The sequence below is a fragment of the Streptomyces sp. NPDC055749 genome (genome assembly GCF_053617235.1).
In genome coordinates this window covers 73,348-92,145 of record NZ_JBSHFH010000032.1, presented here as the reverse complement: position 1 = coordinate 92,145, position 18,798 = coordinate 73,348, and the positions used below count along the sequence as shown (strand labels likewise).

The window sequence follows — 18,798 nt, the reverse complement described above, 5'->3', positions numbered from 1 at the left end:
GGCGGGCGGAGTGAACACACTCCGCCCGCCCCGCCGCATTGCGTTTTTCGCTCCCCTCTCTCATCTCACTTGCCGCACCCCCCAGTTGCGCTCACAGACTCCTCACATCGATCCGCGAAGGGTGCGGAATCACGAGAGAAAGAGCTCCGTTCATGACTGTTGGCAGACGTACTGAGGTTCGCGGCGCGCGCCGTGTCGGACTGGCTGTGGTGACGGCGATGACGGCCGTCCTGGGTTCGGTGGCGTCCATCCCCGCCTCCGCGGCGGACACCACCACGGCCGGAATTAATGGTTCCACCGGCCCGATCCTGAACGTGTCGGAGACCGCCCAGGCCTCGGTCAACGAGTGCTTCTCGGGCGTCGGCGAGCACACGGCTCCGAACACCGACGGCAGCTGCCCCACCGGATACCAGCCGAAGATCGACGGCGGTTACGTCTGGGCCGCCGCCCGCTCCGGCGACTACGCCTACTTCGGCACCCTCGCCAACGTGCTCTGCGGCGGCATCTCGACGTTCACGGCCGAAGCTCCGGCGCCGCACGTGGTCAAGGACGTCAACGCCTGCGAGTACGGGCAGAGTTCCGGCGCCCCGACGTTCGGCGCCAAGCTGGGCGACTCGCGTACGCCGCAGGTGCTGCGGGTCAACGCCGACACCCAGAAGACCGAGGACATCTCGCCCAAGAGCGACCCGCTGTTCCAGAACACCACCGGCCTTCGTGGTGCCGGCGCGGCCAAGGGCATCGTCTTCATGATGGGCCTCAAGCAGCCCACCGCCGTCGACGCGCGCGCGGGTGTATCGCTCTTCGCCTTCGAGGGCAGCACCGGCCGCTACCTCGGCTCCGAGCTCCGCACCGACCTGGTCACCGGCCGTGGCGGCGTGGAGGGCCCGGACGGGAACCTGTACCTCGCGGGCCGCAGCGCCAGTGGCGGCGAGGTCGCCGGCCTCGGCGGCAGCATCCTGAAGTGGACCGGCACCCTCGCGGAGCCCTTCCAGTTCGAGAAGGTCGGCACCCTGCCCAACGACGCCGGGTACATCACGGTCGTGGGCAACCGCCTCGCCGTGTCCGGCTGGATGGGCGTGATCCCCTCGAAGAAGTCCGCCTCCTACGGCGGTCCCTCGAAGATCTGGATGAGCCCGGAGATCCCGGCCGGCGGTCTGACCGCCACCGACAGCGGCTCCTGGACGTCGCTCTTCTCCTGGGACCAGTACGACCCGGACCCGGTGGTCGGCAAGTCCATCGTCTGGGGCGGCATCAAGGAGTGGCGCGGCGACCTGTACGTCGGCAGCTACAACTACGCGGGCATGACCGCCACCACGTCGGTGTGGAACGAGTACGGCACTCCGGCCGCCGAGGCGGACCGCATCCGTGACCTGACGCAGGCGAACCGCCCCGCGACGGTCTTCAAGATCTCCAAGCCGGGCACCCCGGACCAGAAGGTCACCCTGCTCTACGGCGAGAAGACGCTCCCGGTCTTCGACCCCGCCTCCAAGACGTGGAGCCCCAAGCCGAACAAGCTGGGCCAGACTCCCAAGTTCGGCCTCTCCGGCTTCGGCAACCCGGCCAACATGTACTCGTGGACCTTCACCACGTTCAAGGACAAGCTGTACATGGCCACCGCGGACGCCACGGGTCTGACGACCCCTGCCGCGTTCACCACCGGTCCCACGTACGACTTCTCCCAGTCGACCATCGACACGCTGGAGAAGGTCACCGGTCCCGCCCTGTACGAATCCATGGGCGGCGGCGACGTCTGGCGCATGGACAGTCCTGACAAGCCGGCCGTCGCCGAGACGCTGAACGGCTTCAACAACCGTACGCAGCACGGTGTCCGCGTCTTCCTGCCCTTCGAGGACAAGAACTTCCTGTTCGCGGGCATGGCCGGCAGCTACAACCTCCAGGCGACCGAGCAGAACCGCGGTGGCTGGTCGCTGAACAAGCTGACCGAGAGCACGGCACGCACTCTGCGCGCCCCGCTGGAGAACAAGATCGACAAGGATGCCAAGAAGGCCGTCCTGGTGGGCCCGGGTCTCGGCATCGGCCTCTGAGCCCGCCCGACCTGGCCCGACCGCAAGACACACACGAAGTGCCCCTGTCACCGTTCACCGGTGACAGGGGCACTTTCGTGTGTGTCGTACAGGGCCTGGGAAGAAACGGTGTTTCCTCTCAGGCGGCCTCGGCGCGTGCCCTCTTCACGAGGCTCGCGATCCGCTGCCGGGAGTTCCCGGAGATCCGGGCCATCTCCGAGAGCGACAGTCCGTCCTCGTCGACAGCGGACCGGTAGAGCTCTCTACGGATCACGGCCAGGCTCCGGTAGACCGTCTTCAGGGCCGACCCGAACTCGTAACCGACCGCGCTCATGTCGCTGCCGGGCAGCTCGGCGACCGGCAGTCCCTGGCGGCGGGCTTCGAGCAGGCGGGGCAGCCCGGCGTCGAGCCTGCGTGCCGCGCGCTCGACCTCGCGGCACGCCTCGACGGCGATCTCCACGAGCTGGGCCAGCCGCTCGTCCGGAGTCGATTCCGGTGCCGGTGCACCCGTGTCCGTACTCGTACTCGTACTCGTCATGTTCCTTCGCGTGTCCTTTCAGGGCACAGAAACACCGGGGCCCGCATGGCGCGGGCCCCGGTTCCGGTGGTGCGGTGGCGGTGCGGCCGTTACGGCAGCACGATCGGGAAGTTGCGCGCCGGCTTCTCCAGCAGTCCGTAGAAGGTGGCGAGGACGGAGACATCGCCCTCCACCGTCACGGAGCCCGCGCCGATCGCTTCCTGGAACGTGATGTGCTGGGCCAGTACCCGGTCGAGCATGGAGCGCTTCAGTCGCAGGGTCAGCTGAGGGACTTCCCCGCCGGGCGCGTCGCCCTTCATCGGGGTGAGGACGCCGTTGCCGACGAGGAGCGTCCACACCTCGTCCGTGTCGGTGAACTCCCAGCGGAGCAGCAGCCGGTGCTCCGCCGCGCGCGGCCCGTCGAGGCGTACGGCCATCGACTCGAAGATCTGGCCGGTCGCGAGTGCGGCCAGCATGTCAACGCTCTCCGCGGCCGGTGCGCCGACCTTGCGGATCTCCTGCCCTGCCTCCCGCAGTTCCTTGGCGCCGGTGAGGTAGATGTTGCGCCAGGTGCCGTTCTCCTGGGCGAAGCCCAGCCTCTCGTACGTGTCGGCCTGCAGCTCACGCGCCGCGGCGTGCTCCGGCTCGGCGAACAGGACGTGGTTGAGGAGTTCGGCGGCCCAGCGCAGGTCGCCGGCCTCGTACGCCTCGCGGGCCGAGGCGACCGTTGCGTCCGCGCCGCCGATCGCGGCGACGTACCGCTTGGCCTGCTCGACCGGCGGGTGCTGCCACAGGTGGGACGGATTGCCGTCGTACCAGCCCATGTAACGCTGGTAGACCGCCTTGACGTTGTGGCTGATGGAGCCGTAATAGCCGCGCACGCTCCAAGCCTTGCCCAGCTCGCCGGGGAAAGTCTGGATCTCCTCGGCGATCTCGGGGCCGGTGAGCCCCTGGTTCATGAGGCGGACGGTCTGGTCGTGGAGATACGCGTAGGCGTCGCGCTGCTCGGTGAGTATCCGCGTCACCTGCTCCTGGCCCCAGGTGGGCCAGTTGTGGGAGCCGATGAGGACCTCGGCCTCGTGGAAGAGCTGGATCGACTCGGTGATGTACGCCGCCCAGGCGTGGGCGTCACGGACCTGGGCGCCGCGCAGGGTGAGGAGGTTGTGCAGTGTGTGGTTGACGTTCTCGGCGATCAGCAGGACCTTGTGGTCCGGCAGGTAGAAGTTCAGCTCGGCGGGCGCCTCGGTGTCCGGGGTGAGCTGGAAGACCAGGCGGACGCCGTCGACGACGGTGTCCGGGGTGAGCTGGAAGACCAGGCGGACGCCGTCGACGACGACTTCCTGGCCGGTCTCCGTGATGTCCTGGGTGGGCGCGATCAGGCCGACGGTGCCGGTGGAGAGGGACTGCGCGATGCCGAATCCGACCAGGCCCTCGGGTCCCGCGGGCAGGGAGCGGCCGTACATGTAGACGGCACGCCGGAGCATCGCGGGCCCTGCGAAGATGTTCTCGCTGACGGCGTGCTGCATGAACTCGTCGGGCGCGATGATCGCGCAAGTACCGTTCTCCACCGCTTCGTTGGTGGTGACGCCGAGGACACCGCCGAAGTGGTCGCCGTGGCTGTGTGTGTAGATGACGGCGTGGACGGGGCGCTCGCCGCGGTTGCGGCGGTAGAGCTCCATGCCCGCGGCGGAGACCTCCTTGGACATCAGGGGGTCGATGACGACGAGGCCGGTGTCGCCCTCGATGATCGTCATGTTGGAGACGTCGAGGCCGCGTACTTGGTAGATGCCGGGTATGACCTCGAAGAGGCCCTGCGCGGTGTTGATTCCGCTCTGCCGCCACAGGCTCGGGTGCACCGTGTCGGGGCACTCGTCCTTGTTCAGGAAGTCCCAGCGGTCGTTGTCCCAGACGACCCGGCCCGCTTCGTTGCGTACGACGCAGGGCTCCAGTTTGTCGATCAGACCGCGGGTGGCGTTGGCCTGGTCGGTGGTGTCGTTCCAGTCGAGCTCGGGGGTGGAAGGCATGGCGACTCGTTCCTGACGGTGGGTGGTCATCGGCCGGTGGCGGTGAGGCGGGTCCAGACGCCGGTCTCGCCGGCCTCGGCCGTGCGGCGGCCCAGGCTCTCGGCCCAGTGGCGCTCGCTCGCCACGGCGTCGCGCCAGGACCACAGGCGGCGGGTGAGGTGGTGCAGCGGGTACTCCGCGGTGATGCCCATCGCGCCGTGCAACTGGTGAGCGAGCTGGGCGATCTCCGTGGCGGCGGCGGCCGTGGTGATGCGTACGATCTCCACGGCACCGCTCAGCGGTTCGGCCTCGCGCGCCAGGGCCAGGGCGGCATCGGCCTGGACGAGCTGTACGCGCATCCGGGCCAGGTTGACGGAGACGGCCGGGATCTTGAGCAGGGGCGCGCCGAACTGTTCGCGCTCGGCGACGTACGACTTGGTGAGCCGGTACGCGCCCTTGGCGGCCCCGAGCACGGCAGCCGACCACAGGAGGGCGAGCCGCTCGCGGATCGTCTCGTGGGAGGGTGCGCCGTCGAGGGCGGCCACGGGCGTGCCGGCCAGGACGACGGTGTCACGCGGTTCACCGGCGATGTTCTCCACCGGCCGGACCGTCACCGAGGCGTGGCGCAGGTCGGCCACGAGCGGCACGGAGTCCGGCGCGCAGAGCACGAGCCGGGCCGCGTCGCGGGCCCACGGCACGGCGGAGAGTTCCGCGGTGACACTTCCTGACGCCACGTCAAGCTTCTTGTTCAGCAGCAGGATCGTCGTCAGTTCCCCGTCGAGGTCCCGCGCGTGGCCGAGTACCCAGTCGGCGGTGGACGCCTCGACGATCGGTACGCCGATGCCGTGACCGGCGAGGGACTCGACGACCACCAGCAGGTCGTCGAGGGAGCCGCCGGAGCCGCCCCTGGCCTCGTCGATGCCGACCCGTGGCAGGCCGAGTTCGCGGAGGCTGTCCCACAACTCGGGGTTGCCGGATGCGGCCAGGTCGTCGACCAGGCTCCGCAGTTCGTCGGCGAACTGGCTCATGAACGGGCCTCCTGTCGGGCGATGAGGGAGAGCAGTACCTCGGCCGCGCCGCCGCGCAGGCTGAAGGCCGGGGACGCGAGGAGCGCCTGACCGAAGACGGAGTCGAAGGCCGGGTCCTGGCACAGGCCGGTGCGGCGCAGCGCCTCGATGACGTCGTGTTCGAAGGCGTTGCCGAGGAACTTGAGTGCCGCGGCCTGCTGGACGGGGGCCTGGCCTTCGTCCATGGCACTGGCGACCTCGAAGCACAGTCGGCGGAGCACCGCGAGGCGTGCGACGAGCGAGCCGAGCAGTGCGTGCAGTTCCCGGTCGTCCTTCTCCCTGGCGGCCTCGGCGATCAGCTCCACGAGGACGGGGTAGCTGGACAGGGAGCGCTCGGCGCCGCCGCGCTCGAAGGAGAGCTGCTCGACGACCTGCTTCCAGCCCTTGCCCGCCTCGCCGATGAGGCGGTGGGCGGGCACGAAGACGTTCTCGAAGCGCACCTCGTTGAAGTGGTGTTCGCCCGCGAGGTCGACGATCGGAGTGACCGACACGCCCTGGGCGTCCATGTCGACCACGAACTCGCTGAGCCCGTCGTGCTTTCGCTCCTCGCGCGAGGTGCGGGCGAGGAGGTAGGCGTGGGTGGCGTGGTGGGCCTGCGTGGTCCAGATCTTGTGGCCGTTGACCAGCCAGCCGTCCTCGGCCCGCTCCGCGGTGGTCTTCACCGATGCCAGGTCGGAGCCGGCCTCCGGCTCGCTCATGCCCAGGCAGAACACGGCCTCGCCGGAGGCGATCCTCGGCACGATCTCCTCCTGGAGCTCGCGCGTGCCGTGCCGAAGGACCGCCGGACCGATCTGCCGGTCACCGATCCAGTGGGCGGCGACGGGCGCGCCGGCTCGCAGCAACTCCTCGGTGACGGCGAGCCGTTCGACGTTGGTGCGCGCGGCGCCGCCGAATTCCTTCGGGTACGTCATGGCGATCAGCCCACGCGCGGCGAGTTCCTTGCTGAACTCCAGGTCGAAGGAGCGCAGCCAGGAGTCGCTGCGAGGGGTGTAGCGTCCCGCCTCCCGCCACTCGGCGGTCAATCGACGGACCTGTTCGCGCAACTCGGCGCAGCGGTCCGTTCCTGGGGAGTGGTCCATGATGGCCTTTCCGGGCGTATCGACGTGGAGGGTCAGCGGCCGGTGAAGACGCCGGGGCGCTTCTCCTGGAAGGCCGCGAAGGCCTCCTGCGAGTCCTGGGTGGAGGTGATCACGGCCATGTGGGACGAGATCAGATCGAGGGCGGTACGCAGGTCGTGGCGGGCGCCCTGGCGGACGGCACGCTTGATGGTGCGGATCGCGACGGGCGGGCGTTCGGCGAGCCTGGCGGCGAACGCGTACACCTCGTCCATCAGGTCCTCGTCCTCGAACACCTCGTCGGCCAGCCCGATACGCAGTGCTTCGTCCGCGCCGACGAAGTCGCCGGTCCACAGCAGCTTCAGCGCGGTGGAGGTGCCGACGGCCCGGGGCAGCAGCCAGCAGCCGCCGTCGCCGGGGACCAGACCGACCTTGATGTAGCCCTCGGAGAAACGGACGCCGCGGCCGACGAAGCGCAGGTCGCACAGGAGCGCCATGTCCATTCCGGCGCCCACGGCGGGTCCGGTGACGGCGGCGATCACCGGCTTGTCGATGTCCTCGAGGGCGAGCGCGACCCGGTGCACGTTCTGGGTGAGCAGTTCCTTCTCGCCCAGCGGGGGCCGCTCCTCCCCCTTGAAGGCGGAGAGGTCGACGCCGGAGCAGAAGGAGCCGCCCGCGCCGGTGACGACGATGACCCTCACCTGCGGGTCGCGCTGGGCCTCGGTCAGGGCGTCGGCCCAGGCGTGCACCATGTCGATGGTGAAGGCGTTCTTGCGCTCGGGGCGGTTGAGGAGGATGGTCGCGATCCCGTCGCGGACCGTGTACTCGAGATCGGCCATCGCCGTCCCTCTCTACTTGATGCCGGTCCGCAGCTCGCGCTTGAGGACCTTGCCGTTGGGGTTGCGGGGCAGTTCGTCGACGAAGTGCACCCGGTGGGGCTTCTTGTACGAGGCGATGCGCGCCCGGGTGAAGTCGATGAGCTCCTGCTCGGTGGGGCGGGCGACGCCCCGGCGCAGGACGACCACGGCGGTGACGGCTTCGCCCCACACCTCGTGCGGAACCCCGACGACCGCGGTCTCGGAGACGGCCGGGTGCTCGGCGAGCGCCGATTCGACCTCGGTCGGGTAGATGTTCTCGCCACCGCTGACGATCATGTCCTTGATGCGGTCGGTGATGAACAGGTAGCCGTCATGGTCGAGGTAGCCGCCGTCCCCGGTGCACAGCAGGCCCTCGGCGTCGTACAGCGCCGCGGTCTCCTCGGGGCGGTTCCAGTACCCGGGTGTGTTGTGGCGGGAGCCGATCCTGATCTCGCCGACGGTTCCCGGCGGGACCGGCAGGCCGCTCCCGGTGTCGGCGATGACGACCCGGACCCCGCGGCGGGGCCTGCCGACGGACTTGAGCAGGTACTGCTTGGGGCCGTCGGCCTCGTGGTCCTCGGGCGGCAGCTGGGTGACCGTGCCACCGCCCTCGGTCAGGCCGTACTTGCCCATGAAGTGGCAGCCGAAGAGCTCCATCGACCGGCGCAGCAGCGCCGGGGTGATGGGCGCGGAGCCGTAGGTGATGAGCGTGAGGCGGGAGAAGTCGCGTTTCTCCATCCCGGGGAGTTCGGTGAGCATGTGCAGCACCGAGGGGACGAGGAAGGCGTGGGTGACGCCTTCGCGCTCGATGGTCTCGGCCGCCGCGCCGGGGGTGAAGTCGGGGAACATCAGGCTGTTCGCTCCGGCGGTGAGTGCGACACGCAGCCAGCCGAGTCCGCCGATGTGGAACATCGGCAGGGCGTTGAGCGCAACCGACTCCGCTTCCCAGAGGTACTCCTCCAGCTCCGTCCCGTCGGCGTAGAAGTTGCCGTGCGTGAGCAGGACGCCCTTGGGGAGACCGGTGGTGCCGGAGGTGTAGATCTGCAGGAACACCTCGTCGGCGTCGGCGGCAGTGCCGCGGCCCGGGTCGTCGTCGGGGTGGGCGGCGAGCCAGTTCTCGTACGAGGGAACGTCCTCGTCGTCCGATGCTCCGATGACGACGAGCCGCAGTCCCGGCACGGCCGCGTGGACGGCGTCGGCCGCCTTGCGGAATTCCGGTTCGAAGAGCAGGACGCGCAGGTCGGCGTCCTGGGCGATGGCGGTCAACTCCGGCACGGCGAGGCGCCAGTTGAGCGGCGCCGTCACCAGACCGGCCTTGGCCGCGCCGGTCAGGATCTCGCCCGCTTCGTTACGGGTCCTGGCGAGGAGGCCGATGCGGGTTCCGGCGGCGGTGTCGGCGAGCAGCGCGCGGGCGATGCGGTTGGAGCGGGTGTCGAGCTCGGCGTAGCTGCGGGTGGCGCCCTGGCACGTGAGCGCGGGTGCGGTGCCGCGCTCACGTGCGTGCAGGCGGATGGCGTCGGGCAGGTGCAGGCCCATGAAGGAGTTCCTCCATCGTCGTTGGCGAAGGATGCGGCGGCCCCAGGCCCGGCCGGACCCGGCGTCGGGCGGTCAGCCCTTCGGGCCGCCCGCGACGTAGAGGACCTGGCCGGAGACGAAGCCGGCCTCCTCGCGTGCGAAGAAGGAGACCGCCTGGGCGATGTCCTCGGGGGCGCCGACCCTGCGGACGGGGATGTTCGCCGCGTAACGGGTGGTGAACTCCTCGAAGGTGATGCCCATCCGCTCGGCGGTCGCCTCGGTCATCTCGGTGGCGATGAAGCCGGGCGCCACACAGTTGGAGGTGACGCCGAAGGGGCCGAGCTCGATGGCCAGGGTCTTGGTGAGGGCCTGCAGACCGGCCTTGGCGGAGGAGTAGTTGGCCTGCCCCCGGTTGCCGAGAGCGGCGGCGGAGGACATGTTGACGATCCGCCCCCACTTGGCGTCGACCATATGCCTCTGGCATGCCTTGGCCATCAGGAAGGCGCCGCGCAGGTGGACGCCGATGACGGCGTCGAAGTCCTGCGGGGTCATCTTGAAGAGCAGGTTGTCGCGGATGATGCCGGCGTTGTTCACCAGCACCGCCGGGGCACCGAGTTCGGCGGCGACCTTGGCGACCGCGGCCTCGACCTGCTCGGCGTCCGAGACATCGCAGCCGACGGCCAGTGCGCGGCCACCGTCCTTCCCGATCGTTTCGACGGTACGCGCGCAGGCGTCCTCGTCGAGGTCGAGGACGGCGACGGCGAAGCCGTCACCGGCCAGGCGCGCGGCGATCGAGGCGCCGATGCCCCGGGCGGCGCCGGTGACGACGGCGACCTTCTGGGCGGAGCTGTTTGCGGACACGGCTGTCTCCATGAGGAAGAAGCGGGAGAGGGGGACGGTCTACTTGGGGGCCATGCGGATGGCGCCGTCGAGGCGGATCGTCTCGCCGTTGAGCATGGGGTTCTCGATGATCGACGTCGCCAGGTGGGCGAACTCGGCCGGGTCGCCGAGACGCGAGGGGTGCGGCACCTGCGCACCGAGCGCGTCGAGGAACTCCTGCGGCTTCTTGTTCAGGAGCGGGGTGGAGAAGAGGCCCGGGGCGATGGTCATCACGCGGATCCTGGCGGCGGCGAGGTCGCGGGCGATGGGCAGGGTCATGCCAACGATGCCGGCCTTGGACGCGGAGTAGGCGCACTGACCGATCTGGCCCTCGAAGGCCGCGGCGGACGCCGTGTTGATGATGACACCGCGCTCGCCGTCGACCTCTTCGGTCTTCGACATCTCGGCGGCGGCCAGGCGCAGCACGTTGAAGGTGCCGATGAGGTTGACGCCGACGACGAACTCGAAGTCCTCCAGGGCGTACGCCGTTCCGTCCCGCTTGACCGTACGGCCGCCCTTGCCGAGCCCGGCGCAGTTGACCGTGATGCGCAGGGACGCCTGGGCGGCAGCGGTCGCGACGGCGCGGGCGGCGTCGTCGGCGCTGCGGACGTCACCGGCGACGAAGTGGGCGCGTTCGCCGAGTTCCTTGGCGATCTGCTCGCCGTTGGAGGTGGGCAGGTCGAGCAGGACGACGTGTGCGCCCTGCTCGACGAGGCGCCTGGCGGTGGCCAGGCCGAGGCCCGACGCGCCGCCGGTGACGACAGCGGAAACTCCGTTGATCTGCATGGCTGTTCCTGTTCTTCCGTGTGGTGGGGTCAGAGGCCGATGGACTTGGCGATGATGGTTTTCATGACCTCGCTGGTGCCGCCGTAGATGCGCATCACGCGGGTGTCGGCGTACAGGCGGGCGATCGGGTATTCGAGCATGTAGCCGTATCCGCCGTGCAGTTGGAGGCACTTGTCGATGACGCGGCTCGCGGTCTCGGTGCAGAGCAGCTTCGCCATCGCGGCGTAGTCGGCGGTGAGTTCGCCGTGCGCGTCGCGCTCCAGCGCCTCGTACGCCATCAGGCGGGCGGCCTCGGCCTCGGTGGCGCATTCGGCGAGCACGAATTTGCTGTTCTGGAAGGACGCCACCGGCTTGCCGAAGACGGTGCGGTCCTGGGTGTACTCCTTGGCGAAGCGCACGGCGGCGTCCGCGGCGGCGGCGGCCTGGACGGCGATCACGAGGCGTTCGCGGGCGAGGTTGCGGCCGAGGCAGAAGAAGCCCTCGCCCTCCTCGCCGAGGAGGTTCTCGACCGGCACCTTGACGTCGCTGAAGGAGAGTTCGGCGGTGTCGGAGGCGTGCAGGCCGATCTTGTCGAGGCTGCGGCCGACGGCGAAGCCCTCGCTCGTGGTGTCCACGACGAGGATCGACAGGCCCTTGCGGCGGTTCTCGGCCGGGGCGGGCGAGGTGCGGCAGACCACCAGGACGAGGTCGCACTGTGTGCCGCCGGTGATGAAGGTCTTGGCGCCGTTGAGGACGTAGTGGGTGCCGTCCTCCGAAAGCACGGCCTTCGTCTGGATGCCGGCCAGGTCGGAGCCGGTACCGGGCTCGGTCATCGCGATGGACAGCATGATGTCGCCGGAGGCGCAGCCCGGGACCCAGCGCCGCTTCTGCTCCTCCGTACCGAAGTGCAGCAGGTACGGAAGGATGATGTTGGCGTGGGTCATGGCGGTGCCGACGGTCGCCCCGGCACGGGCGACCTCCTCAGCGAAGACGGCGCCGAAGTGGTGGCCGCTCTCGGCTCCGCCGCCGTACTCCTCGGGCACCTCGATGCCGAGAATCCCGAGCTCGCCGAGCTTGCGGTAGAAGTCGCGCGAGACGGCCTTGGCCGCCAGCCAGTCCTGGAGGTGCGGGACCGCTTCCTTGGCCAGGAACTCCCGGACAACCTGCCGGAACGCCTCGTGCTCCTCGTTGAATACCGTGCGCGGCATGACTGCCTCTCTCCTGATCCTGGGTTAGCGAGTCTTCACTTTCCTGCTCGTTTTCCCTGGTGTCAAGCGACTGAGCCAGCCAGATTCAACCTGGACAGCGAGGTTAGCTTGGAATAACTTAGTGGCTACTTCTGCCGCGCTCGCGCCCCGCGCGGACCCGTGAACCCTCACCCCTTCCTTCAGGAGCAGCCCATGCGTGACGCAGTGATCGTCGAAGCCGTACGCACGCCAGTCGGCAAGCGCGGCGGTTCCCTCGCCGGTGTCCACGCCGTCGATCTCTCCGCCCATGTCCTGACCGCACTCGCCGAGCGCACCGGCCTCGACCCCGCCACGGTCGACGACGTCGTATGGGGGACCGTCTCCCAGGTCGGGGAGCAGGCCGGGGTCGTCGGCCGCTTCGCGGCGCTCGCGGCCGGCTGGCCCGAGTCCGTGCCCGGCGTCTCCGTCTCCCGCGCGTGCGGGTCATCGCAGCAGTCCGTGCACTTCGCCGCCGGTCTGGTCATCGCCGGTCAGTACGACATCGCCGTCGCGGGCGGGGTCGAGTCGATGAGCCGGGTGCCGATGGGCTCGGCCCGCAGCGTCCAGGCGGCCGGTCAGCCGTACGGGCCGAAGGTCCTCGCGCGCTACTTCCCCGACGGGCAGGGCGAGTTCGACCAGGGCGTCGGCGCCGAGCTGATCGCCGCGCAGTACGGCTTCACCCGCGCGCAGCTCGACCAGCACGCCCTGGACTCGCACGAGCGCGCCGCGCGCGCCCTCGACGAGGGGCGGTTCACCGCGCAGATCACTCCGGTCACGGTGACCGGCGCGGACGGCACCGCGCGGGTCTTCGACACCGACGAGGGTGTGCGCCGCGGGTCGACCCTGGAGAAGCTCGCCACCCTGAAGACGCCGTTCCTGGAGGACGGCGTGGTGAGCGCGGGGAACTCCTCGCAGATCTCCGACGGCGCAGCCGCGCTGCTGGTCACCACCAGCGAGATCGCGCGCCGCAACGGCTGGACGCCGCTCGCCCGGGTGCACACCGCGGTCCTCGCCGGAGCCGACCCCGTCACGATGGCGCTCGGCCCGGCCCCGGCGACCGCCAAGGCGCTCAAGCGCTCCGGCCTTTCGATCGGTGACATCGGCGCGTTCGAGATCAACGAGGCGTTCGCCCCGGTCACCCTTGCCTGGCTGAAGGAGACGGGCGCCGACTACGCGCTGATGAACCCGCTCGGCGGCGCCATGGCGCTCGGCCACCCGCTGGGCGGCTCCGGCGCCCGCCTGATGACGACGCTGGTCCACCACATGCGCGACAACAACATCCGCTACGGCCTCCAGGCGATGTGCGAGGCCGGTGGCATGGCCAACGCGACCATCCTCGAACTGCTCTGATCCCACCGCTCCACCACGCACGACGGAGGGGGTGCCGCCCGGACGGGCAGCACCCCCTCCGTCGTGTTCAGCGTGCCGCGAGGCCGTCGATCACCGAGGCGTCCAGGCCGACTTCCGCCAGGACCTCCCGGGTGTGCGCGCCGACGACAGGGGCGGGCAGCGGGGTGGCGGCCGGGGTGCCCTGGAAGCGCGGTGCCGGGGCAGGCTGGAGCAGGCCGTTCTCCGTGTAGTACGTGCCGCGCGCCACGTTGTGCGGATGCGTGGCGGCCTCGGTGAGGCCGTACACGGGTGTGACGCAGGACTGTGTGCCGTCGAAGGCCGCGGTCCACTCCTCGCGGGTGCGGTCCGCGAAGACCTCGTCCAGGCGCACGCACATGGCCGGCCAGTTCCTCCGGTCGTGCTGCTCGGCGAACAGCGGGTCGCCGGTCAGGCCGAGTACGTCCAGGAGTACGGCGTAGAACTGGGGCTCGACGCTTCCGACCGCCATGTGGCAGCCGTCCGATGTGCGGTAGGTGCGGTAGAAGGGGGCACCGCCGTCGAAGAGGTTCACCCCGCGCGCGTCCTCCCAGCGGCCCACCGCGAGCAGGCCGTGGATCAGGGCGAGCTGGACGGCCGTGCCGTCGGTCATGGCCGCGTCGACGACCTGGCCAAGGCCGGTGCGCTGCGCGCTGACCAGGGCGGTGGTGATGCCCAGGGCGAGCAGCATGCCGCCGCCGCCCATGTCGCCGAAGAGGTTCAGCGGTACGGGCGGGTTCTCGTCGGCCGCGCCCAGCGCGCCGAGCGCGCCCGCGACCGCGATGTAGTTGATGTCGTGTCCCGGCGCCTGGGCGAGCGGTCCGTCCTGGCCCCAGCCGGTCATCCGGCCGTAGACGAGCCGGGGGTTGCGCGCCAGGCAGGCGTCCGGGCCGAGGCCCAGGCGCTCGGCGACGCCGGGTCGGAAGCCCTCGATGAGCGCGTCGGCGGTGTCGATGACGGCGAGGACGGCCTCGACGCTCGCCGGGTCCTTCAGATCGAGGGTCACCGAGCGGCGTCCACGGTGCAGAATCGGATGCTTCGAAGTGGTTCCGGCCTCGGCGGGACGGTCGATACGGATCACGTCGGCGCCCTGGTCGGCCAGGAGCATCCCGGCGAAGGGGCCGGGCCCGATGCCGCCGAGCTCGACGACGCGGATACCGGACAGCGGTCCGGCGGCGGGGGCGGTTGAGGTACTCACGCGGCGCTCTGTTTCCTTACGACGGTGGGAGAGGAAGAACCGGCCGGCGCTAGGGCCTGTCCGGCGGATCATGGCCGGGGTCGCGACGCCTGGCACGGCACCTCGCGGCGTTGCCGAAACGCCCCAATAGCTCCGCTATCGAGACGCTCCGGCGCCTTGCGATGCACCGCACCAGACGCCGCGCCCTATCCGACCCTGATCCGCCGGACAGGCCCTAGAGGCCGAGGTCCTTGGCGATGATGGTCTTCATGACCTCGCTGGTGCCGCCGTAGATCCGCGAGACCCTCGTGTCCGCGTACAGCCGGGCGATCGGGTACTCCAGCATGTATCCGTAACCACCGTGCAGCTGGAGGCACTTGTCGATGACACGGCCCGCGACCTCGGTGCCGAACAGCTTGATCTTGGCGGCGTCGGCGCCGGTCAGTTCGCCCAGGTCGTCGAGCTCGATGCCCTTGTCGACCATGGCCTGGAGTGCCTCGACCTCGGCGGCGCACTCCGCGAGGACGAATTTGGTGTTCTGGAAGGCGGCCACCGGCTTTCCGAAGACCTGGCGCTCGCGCACGTAGTCGCGGGCGAACTCGATCGCCGCGGTGGCGGTGGCGACAGCTCCCACACCGATCGAGAGCCGTTCGCGGGGCAGGTTCTGGCCGAGGTAGGAGAACCCCTTGTCCTGCTCGCCGAGCAGGTTCTCGACCGGGACGCGCACGTCGGTGAAGGACAGCTCGGAGGTGTCGGAGGACTTCAGGCCGATCTTGTCCAGCTTGCGGCCGTACTCGAAGCCCTCGCTGTCGGTCGGGACGACCAGCAGGCTGAGGCCGTGGCGGCGGTCCTCGGAGGCGGCCGGGGCGGTGCGGGCAGCGACGACGCACAGTTCGGAGTTACGGGCGCCGGTGATGAAGGTCTTGGAGCCGTTGAGGACGTAATGCGTACCGTCCTCGGAGAGCTTGGCCGTGGTGCGGATACCCGCGAGGTCGGAGCCCGTGCCCGGCTCGGTCATTGCGATGCAGAGCATGATGTCGCCGGAGGCGACGCCCGGCAGCCAGCGCTTCCTCTGCTCGTCCGACGCGAGGTTCAGCAGGTACGGCAGCACGATGCCGGTGGACACGCCGTAGTGGCCGAAGGAGACCGCGGCGCGCGCGCATTCCTCGTTGATGACGACCTGGTACTTGTAGCTCGTCTCTCCGGCTCCGCCGAGCTCCTCGGGGATGTCGAAGCCCATGACGCCCAGCGCGCCCAGCTTGCGGAAGAGGTCGCGGTCGACGAGGTTGTCCCGCTCCCACTGCTCGAAGTGGGGCTTCACCTCCTTGGCCACGAACTCCCGGATCATCGCCCGGAAGTCCTCGTGCTCCTGTGTGTAGAGGGTGCGCTTCATTTGTCTGTGCTGTCCTTCGGTGAATGAGGGTGGGATGGTGAGCGCTCGGCCGCGAGTTTGGCCGCGTCGCGCCGGGGATCGATCAGGAGAAGGGCGGCGAACGCCCCGATGATCATCGTGATCCCGAGGAGCAGGAAGCCGTCTCCGTAACCGCGCGCGACGGAGTCCCCGGCGTCGACAAGCTTGCCGATCACCAGGGGGGCCACGACCCCGCCGAGGCTGTAGATGCCGGTGACGATCCCGAAGACCGTGCCTCGCTGCTTCGCGGGGGCGACATCGGCGAGACCGGCGAAGGCCACGCCGTAGCCGGCGGAGTTCAGACAGGAACCGAGGACGAGGAGCGTCATCTGCGGCACACCGCGGTCCAGTGAGGAGAAGGCGATGGTGCACACGCCCGAGGCCAGGACCATGGCGCCCGGCAGGATGCCCCGGGTGATCCGGCTGCCGATGCCGCGGCGGGTCATGGCGCTGGAGAGGACACCGACCAGGACCACCGCGATCGCGGAGCCGAGATAGGGCAGCGCGACGAGATTGCCCGCCGTCGTGGCGTCGTATCCGAGCCCCTCGCGCAGGTACAGCGGCAGCCAGCTGACCTTGACCGAGGTGTTGGCGTACGCGACGAAGAACAGCAGCGCCATGCCGATGAGCGTCCCGGTGGAGAACAGCCGCCGCAGTGGGACGTGCTCGGGCAGAACCGGCGCCGAGGCGTCGGTCTCGGCCCCGTGACCGTGACCGGCCGTGGCGGTCTCCGGACCGGAGTCGCCGCCGATCAGCCACAGGGCCGCGACCACAGCGCCGCAGACGGCGAGCACGGCGAAGGCCGTGTGCCAGGAGTACGTGAGGATGACCCAGGTCAGCACGGGAGCGGCGATGAGCGGCCCGATACCGGCACCGGCCACGACGATCGAGCTGGGTATCGCCCGCTTGTGCGCGGGGAACCACGAGTGCGCCACCTGCATCGCGAGCGCGGTCGTCGGCCCCTCGGCGAAGCCGAGGAGTACGCGGCAGGCGACGATCGTCGTGAAGCCGACCTGCGCGGCCATGGGGGCGAGGCTGAGCGCCCATATCGCGGCGATACCGGCCAGCAGCCAGCGCGCCCGGACCTTGCCTCCGAGCCAGCCGCCGAGGACGGACCCTACGGCGAACAGCCAGAAGAAGCTGCTCTGTACGACTCCGAACCGGGCGTCGCTCAGGCCCAGTTCCTCTTTCATTCCGACACCGGCCAGTCCTACGACGACCTTGTCGGCGTAGTTGACGAGCATCAGACAGACGAGCAGGCCGAGCACGACCCACGCTCTGCGCCTCGTGGAGGTACTGCGGGTCGCGGGCTCGGCCACGGCGGCGGAACCGTCCGCTTCTTGCTGATCGACGACCATGTCGGCACTCCCTGGTCCGGCGGTCCACTGTGGCACGAAGTGAATCACCCCTAACCTGCGCAGGCAAGAGTTGAACCAGAGAGTTCCTGACACTGGACGCATGAGTGATTTGTCTTTAACTTGGCAGGTCTCGGTCCTCCCGCACTCGGGCGGCAGGACCGCGACGACCGCCGCCCGGCGGGCGCCCCGCACGCGGAGGTGACCATGAACCAGCCGCACACCGGCCTGTCGGCCCGGCCGCCACGCCCCCTGTACCGGCTCCCCGAGCTTCCCGGCGAACCGCCCAAGGAGGCCCCCTCCCGTGTGCTGCGCCATGCGGCCGGGCTGCTCAAGCACCGCATTCCTGCCTTCGCCGAGTCGGCACTCACGCAGTTGCTGAGTGCCAACTCGTACTACGGGAATCCGCTGCTCACCCCTCCCGACCTGCGGGAGTCCGCCCACACCGCACTGGAATGCTTCGTCGGCGGGATGCTCGAACAGGACCGCATGGCGGAGTCCGGCGAGTACGCCTGGCACATGGGCGGCAGGCGCGCCGAGCAGGGCGTTCCGCTCCAGGCGGTGCTGCACGCCTATCGCATCGGCGGCGTGGAGGTCTGGGACACGCTGGTCTCCCTGGTCATGCGGGACTGCCCGGACGAGGGCCATGCGATGGCGCTCGCCGCCTCCGACGTCTGGGCGCGGGTCGACAGGGACACCGCGCTGGCGGTCGAGGCGTACCGACGATCCGCCGGGCGGCTTCCCGAGGACCATGGCCGCAAGCAGCTGCCGCTGCTCAAGGCCCTGCTGCGCGGGCACACGGATGCGACCCGCGTCTCGGCCGTGGCCGTGGCGCTCGGCCTGCCGCCGCGCGGCCGGTACGCCGTGGCGCTGCTCACCGGCCCCGGGGCGGAGCGGCCCGTGACGGCGCCGGTTCGCGAAGCACTCGACGGCATGGAGCTGCACTGGTGCCCCCAGGAAACGGGGCTGGCCGTCGTGGCGCTGCTGGGTGAGCGCTCGGTGGACGACCTCGCCGCGGCGATCGCATCGGCCGGCCCGGCGGCCGCCGGGGTACGCGGTGGCATCAGCACCGTCGTGGACGGTCTCGTCGACATCGGACGCGCCCGGGAATTCGCCGAGCTCGCTCTGAGTACCTGTACGTCGGACGGCGAACTCGCCCGCCTCGCGGACCGGTTGCCGGGTGCGTTCATCCTGGCCCGCCCGGACCTCGCCCAGGAGTTCGCGGCCCAGGTGCTCGGCCCCGTACTGGACACCGACCCGGCCGAACGGGATCATCTCCTGGCCACCCTGGGTGCATGGCTGGACTGCCAGGGTTCGACGGAGGAGGCGGGCAGGCGGCTGTACTGCCACCGCAACACCGTCCTCAACCGGCTGCGGCGCCTCGAACGGCTCACGGGCCGCCTGCTGACCAGGCCGCGCGACGTGGTCGACCTGTCGTTCGCGCTGGAGTCGCACCGGCTCACGCAGAAGCGGACCGAGTGAGTGAGCGAACATTTACTTGCTGGTACGACTCGCCCGCTTCGGGAACCTTGACCGAGGGCTCACACAGTGAGCCAGTGATCACAAGGCCGCTCCCGATGTT

The 18,798-nt window shown here is 69.9% G+C and carries 15 protein-coding genes; 3 read left to right on the top strand and 12 right to left on the bottom strand.

Annotated features, from left to right (window positions below; all coding sequences use genetic code 11):
• Nucleotides 1-152 precede the first annotated feature (152 nt).
• Nucleotides 153-2,045 (top strand): hypothetical protein, encoded by a 1,893-nt coding sequence (locus ACWGO0_RS23480; RefSeq protein ID WP_453538275.1) that lies wholly within the window; start codon nt 153-155, stop codon nt 2,043-2,045.
• Between the two features lie 118 nt (nt 2,046-2,163).
• Here the strand turns inward: ACWGO0_RS23480 and ACWGO0_RS23475 are convergent, their stop codons facing one another.
• The 9 genes from ACWGO0_RS23475 to ACWGO0_RS23435 all read right to left on the bottom strand — a co-directional run bounded on the left by ACWGO0_RS23475 (nt 2,164) and on the right by ACWGO0_RS23435 (nt 11,890).
• A complete protein-coding gene (locus ACWGO0_RS23475) occupies nt 2,164-2,562 on the bottom strand; it encodes a hypothetical protein (RefSeq protein WP_453538273.1) in 399 nt (132 codons plus the stop codon).
• 89 nt (nt 2,563-2,651) lie between these two features.
• Entirely contained in the window at nt 2,652-4,565 is a 1,914-nt protein-coding gene (locus tag ACWGO0_RS23470) for an alkyl/aryl-sulfatase (RefSeq protein WP_453538270.1), read from the bottom strand.
• Between the two features lie 26 nt (nt 4,566-4,591).
• Nucleotides 4,592-5,572, bottom strand: a complete 981-nt coding sequence (locus tag ACWGO0_RS23465) for an acyl-CoA dehydrogenase family protein (RefSeq protein WP_453538267.1) — start codon at nt 5,570-5,572, stop codon at nt 4,592-4,594.
• Nucleotides 5,569-6,690: an acyl-CoA dehydrogenase family protein gene (locus ACWGO0_RS23460; RefSeq protein WP_453538264.1), complete on the bottom strand. Its 1,122-nt coding sequence runs from the start codon at nt 6,688-6,690 to the stop codon at nt 5,569-5,571. Before ACWGO0_RS23460 ends, ACWGO0_RS23465 begins: the two co-directional genes overlap by 4 nt.
• 32 nt (nt 6,691-6,722) lie before the next feature.
• Entirely contained in the window at nt 6,723-7,505 is a 783-nt protein-coding gene (locus tag ACWGO0_RS23455) for an enoyl-CoA hydratase/isomerase family protein (protein WP_453538261.1), read from the bottom strand.
• Nucleotides 7,506-7,517: 12 nt separating this feature from the next.
• Complete coding sequence (locus tag ACWGO0_RS23450) at nt 7,518-9,059, bottom strand: AMP-binding protein (RefSeq protein WP_453538258.1); 1,542 nt, start codon at nt 9,057-9,059, stop codon at nt 7,518-7,520.
• A 72-nt stretch (nt 9,060-9,131) separates the two neighbouring features.
• The gene (gene fabG / locus ACWGO0_RS23445) at nt 9,132-9,899 is read right to left on the bottom strand and encodes a 3-oxoacyl-ACP reductase FabG (RefSeq protein ID WP_453538255.1); all 768 of its coding nucleotides are present in this window, start codon (nt 9,897-9,899) and stop codon (nt 9,132-9,134) included.
• Nucleotides 9,900-9,938: 39 nt separating this feature from the next.
• Entirely contained in the window at nt 9,939-10,703 is a 765-nt protein-coding gene (locus ACWGO0_RS23440) for an SDR family NAD(P)-dependent oxidoreductase (RefSeq protein WP_453538252.1), read from the bottom strand.
• 29 nt (nt 10,704-10,732) lie between these two features.
• Nucleotides 10,733-11,890 carry an acyl-CoA dehydrogenase family protein gene (locus ACWGO0_RS23435; RefSeq protein ID WP_453538249.1) on the bottom strand — a complete coding sequence of 386 codons (1,158 nt, stop codon included), beginning with the start codon at nt 11,888-11,890 and terminating at the stop codon, nt 10,733-10,735.
• Between the two features lie 192 nt (nt 11,891-12,082).
• Here ACWGO0_RS23435 and ACWGO0_RS23430 point away from each other — a divergent pair, with 192 nt between their 5' ends.
• Nucleotides 12,083-13,258 (top strand): thiolase family protein, encoded by a 1,176-nt coding sequence (locus ACWGO0_RS23430; RefSeq protein ID WP_453538246.1) that lies wholly within the window; start codon nt 12,083-12,085, stop codon nt 13,256-13,258.
• A 67-nt stretch (nt 13,259-13,325) separates the two neighbouring features.
• On the opposite strand, the gene ACWGO0_RS23425 is transcribed toward ACWGO0_RS23430, so the two are convergent.
• The 3 genes from ACWGO0_RS23425 to ACWGO0_RS23415 all read right to left on the bottom strand — a co-directional run bounded on the left by ACWGO0_RS23425 (nt 13,326) and on the right by ACWGO0_RS23415 (nt 17,219).
• Nucleotides 13,326-14,471: a CaiB/BaiF CoA transferase family protein gene (locus tag ACWGO0_RS23425; RefSeq protein ID WP_453538243.1), complete on the bottom strand. Its 1,146-nt coding sequence runs from the start codon at nt 14,469-14,471 to the stop codon at nt 13,326-13,328.
• A gap of 214 nt (nt 14,472-14,685) precedes the next feature.
• Nucleotides 14,686-15,843: an acyl-CoA dehydrogenase family protein gene (locus ACWGO0_RS23420; RefSeq protein ID WP_453538240.1), complete on the bottom strand. Its 1,158-nt coding sequence runs from the start codon at nt 15,841-15,843 to the stop codon at nt 14,686-14,688.
• Nucleotides 15,840-17,219, bottom strand: coding sequence for an MFS transporter (locus tag ACWGO0_RS23415; protein ID WP_453538237.1), 1,380 nt, complete (start codon nt 17,217-17,219; stop codon nt 15,840-15,842). The genes ACWGO0_RS23420 and ACWGO0_RS23415 overlap by 4 nt, the downstream gene beginning before the upstream one ends.
• A gap of 204 nt (nt 17,220-17,423) precedes the next feature.
• Here ACWGO0_RS23415 and ACWGO0_RS23410 point away from each other — a divergent pair, with 204 nt between their 5' ends.
• Nucleotides 17,424-18,698, top strand: coding sequence for a PucR family transcriptional regulator (locus ACWGO0_RS23410; RefSeq protein WP_453538234.1), 1,275 nt, complete (start codon nt 17,424-17,426; stop codon nt 18,696-18,698).
• The last annotated feature ends 100 nt before the right edge of the window (nt 18,699-18,798 follow it).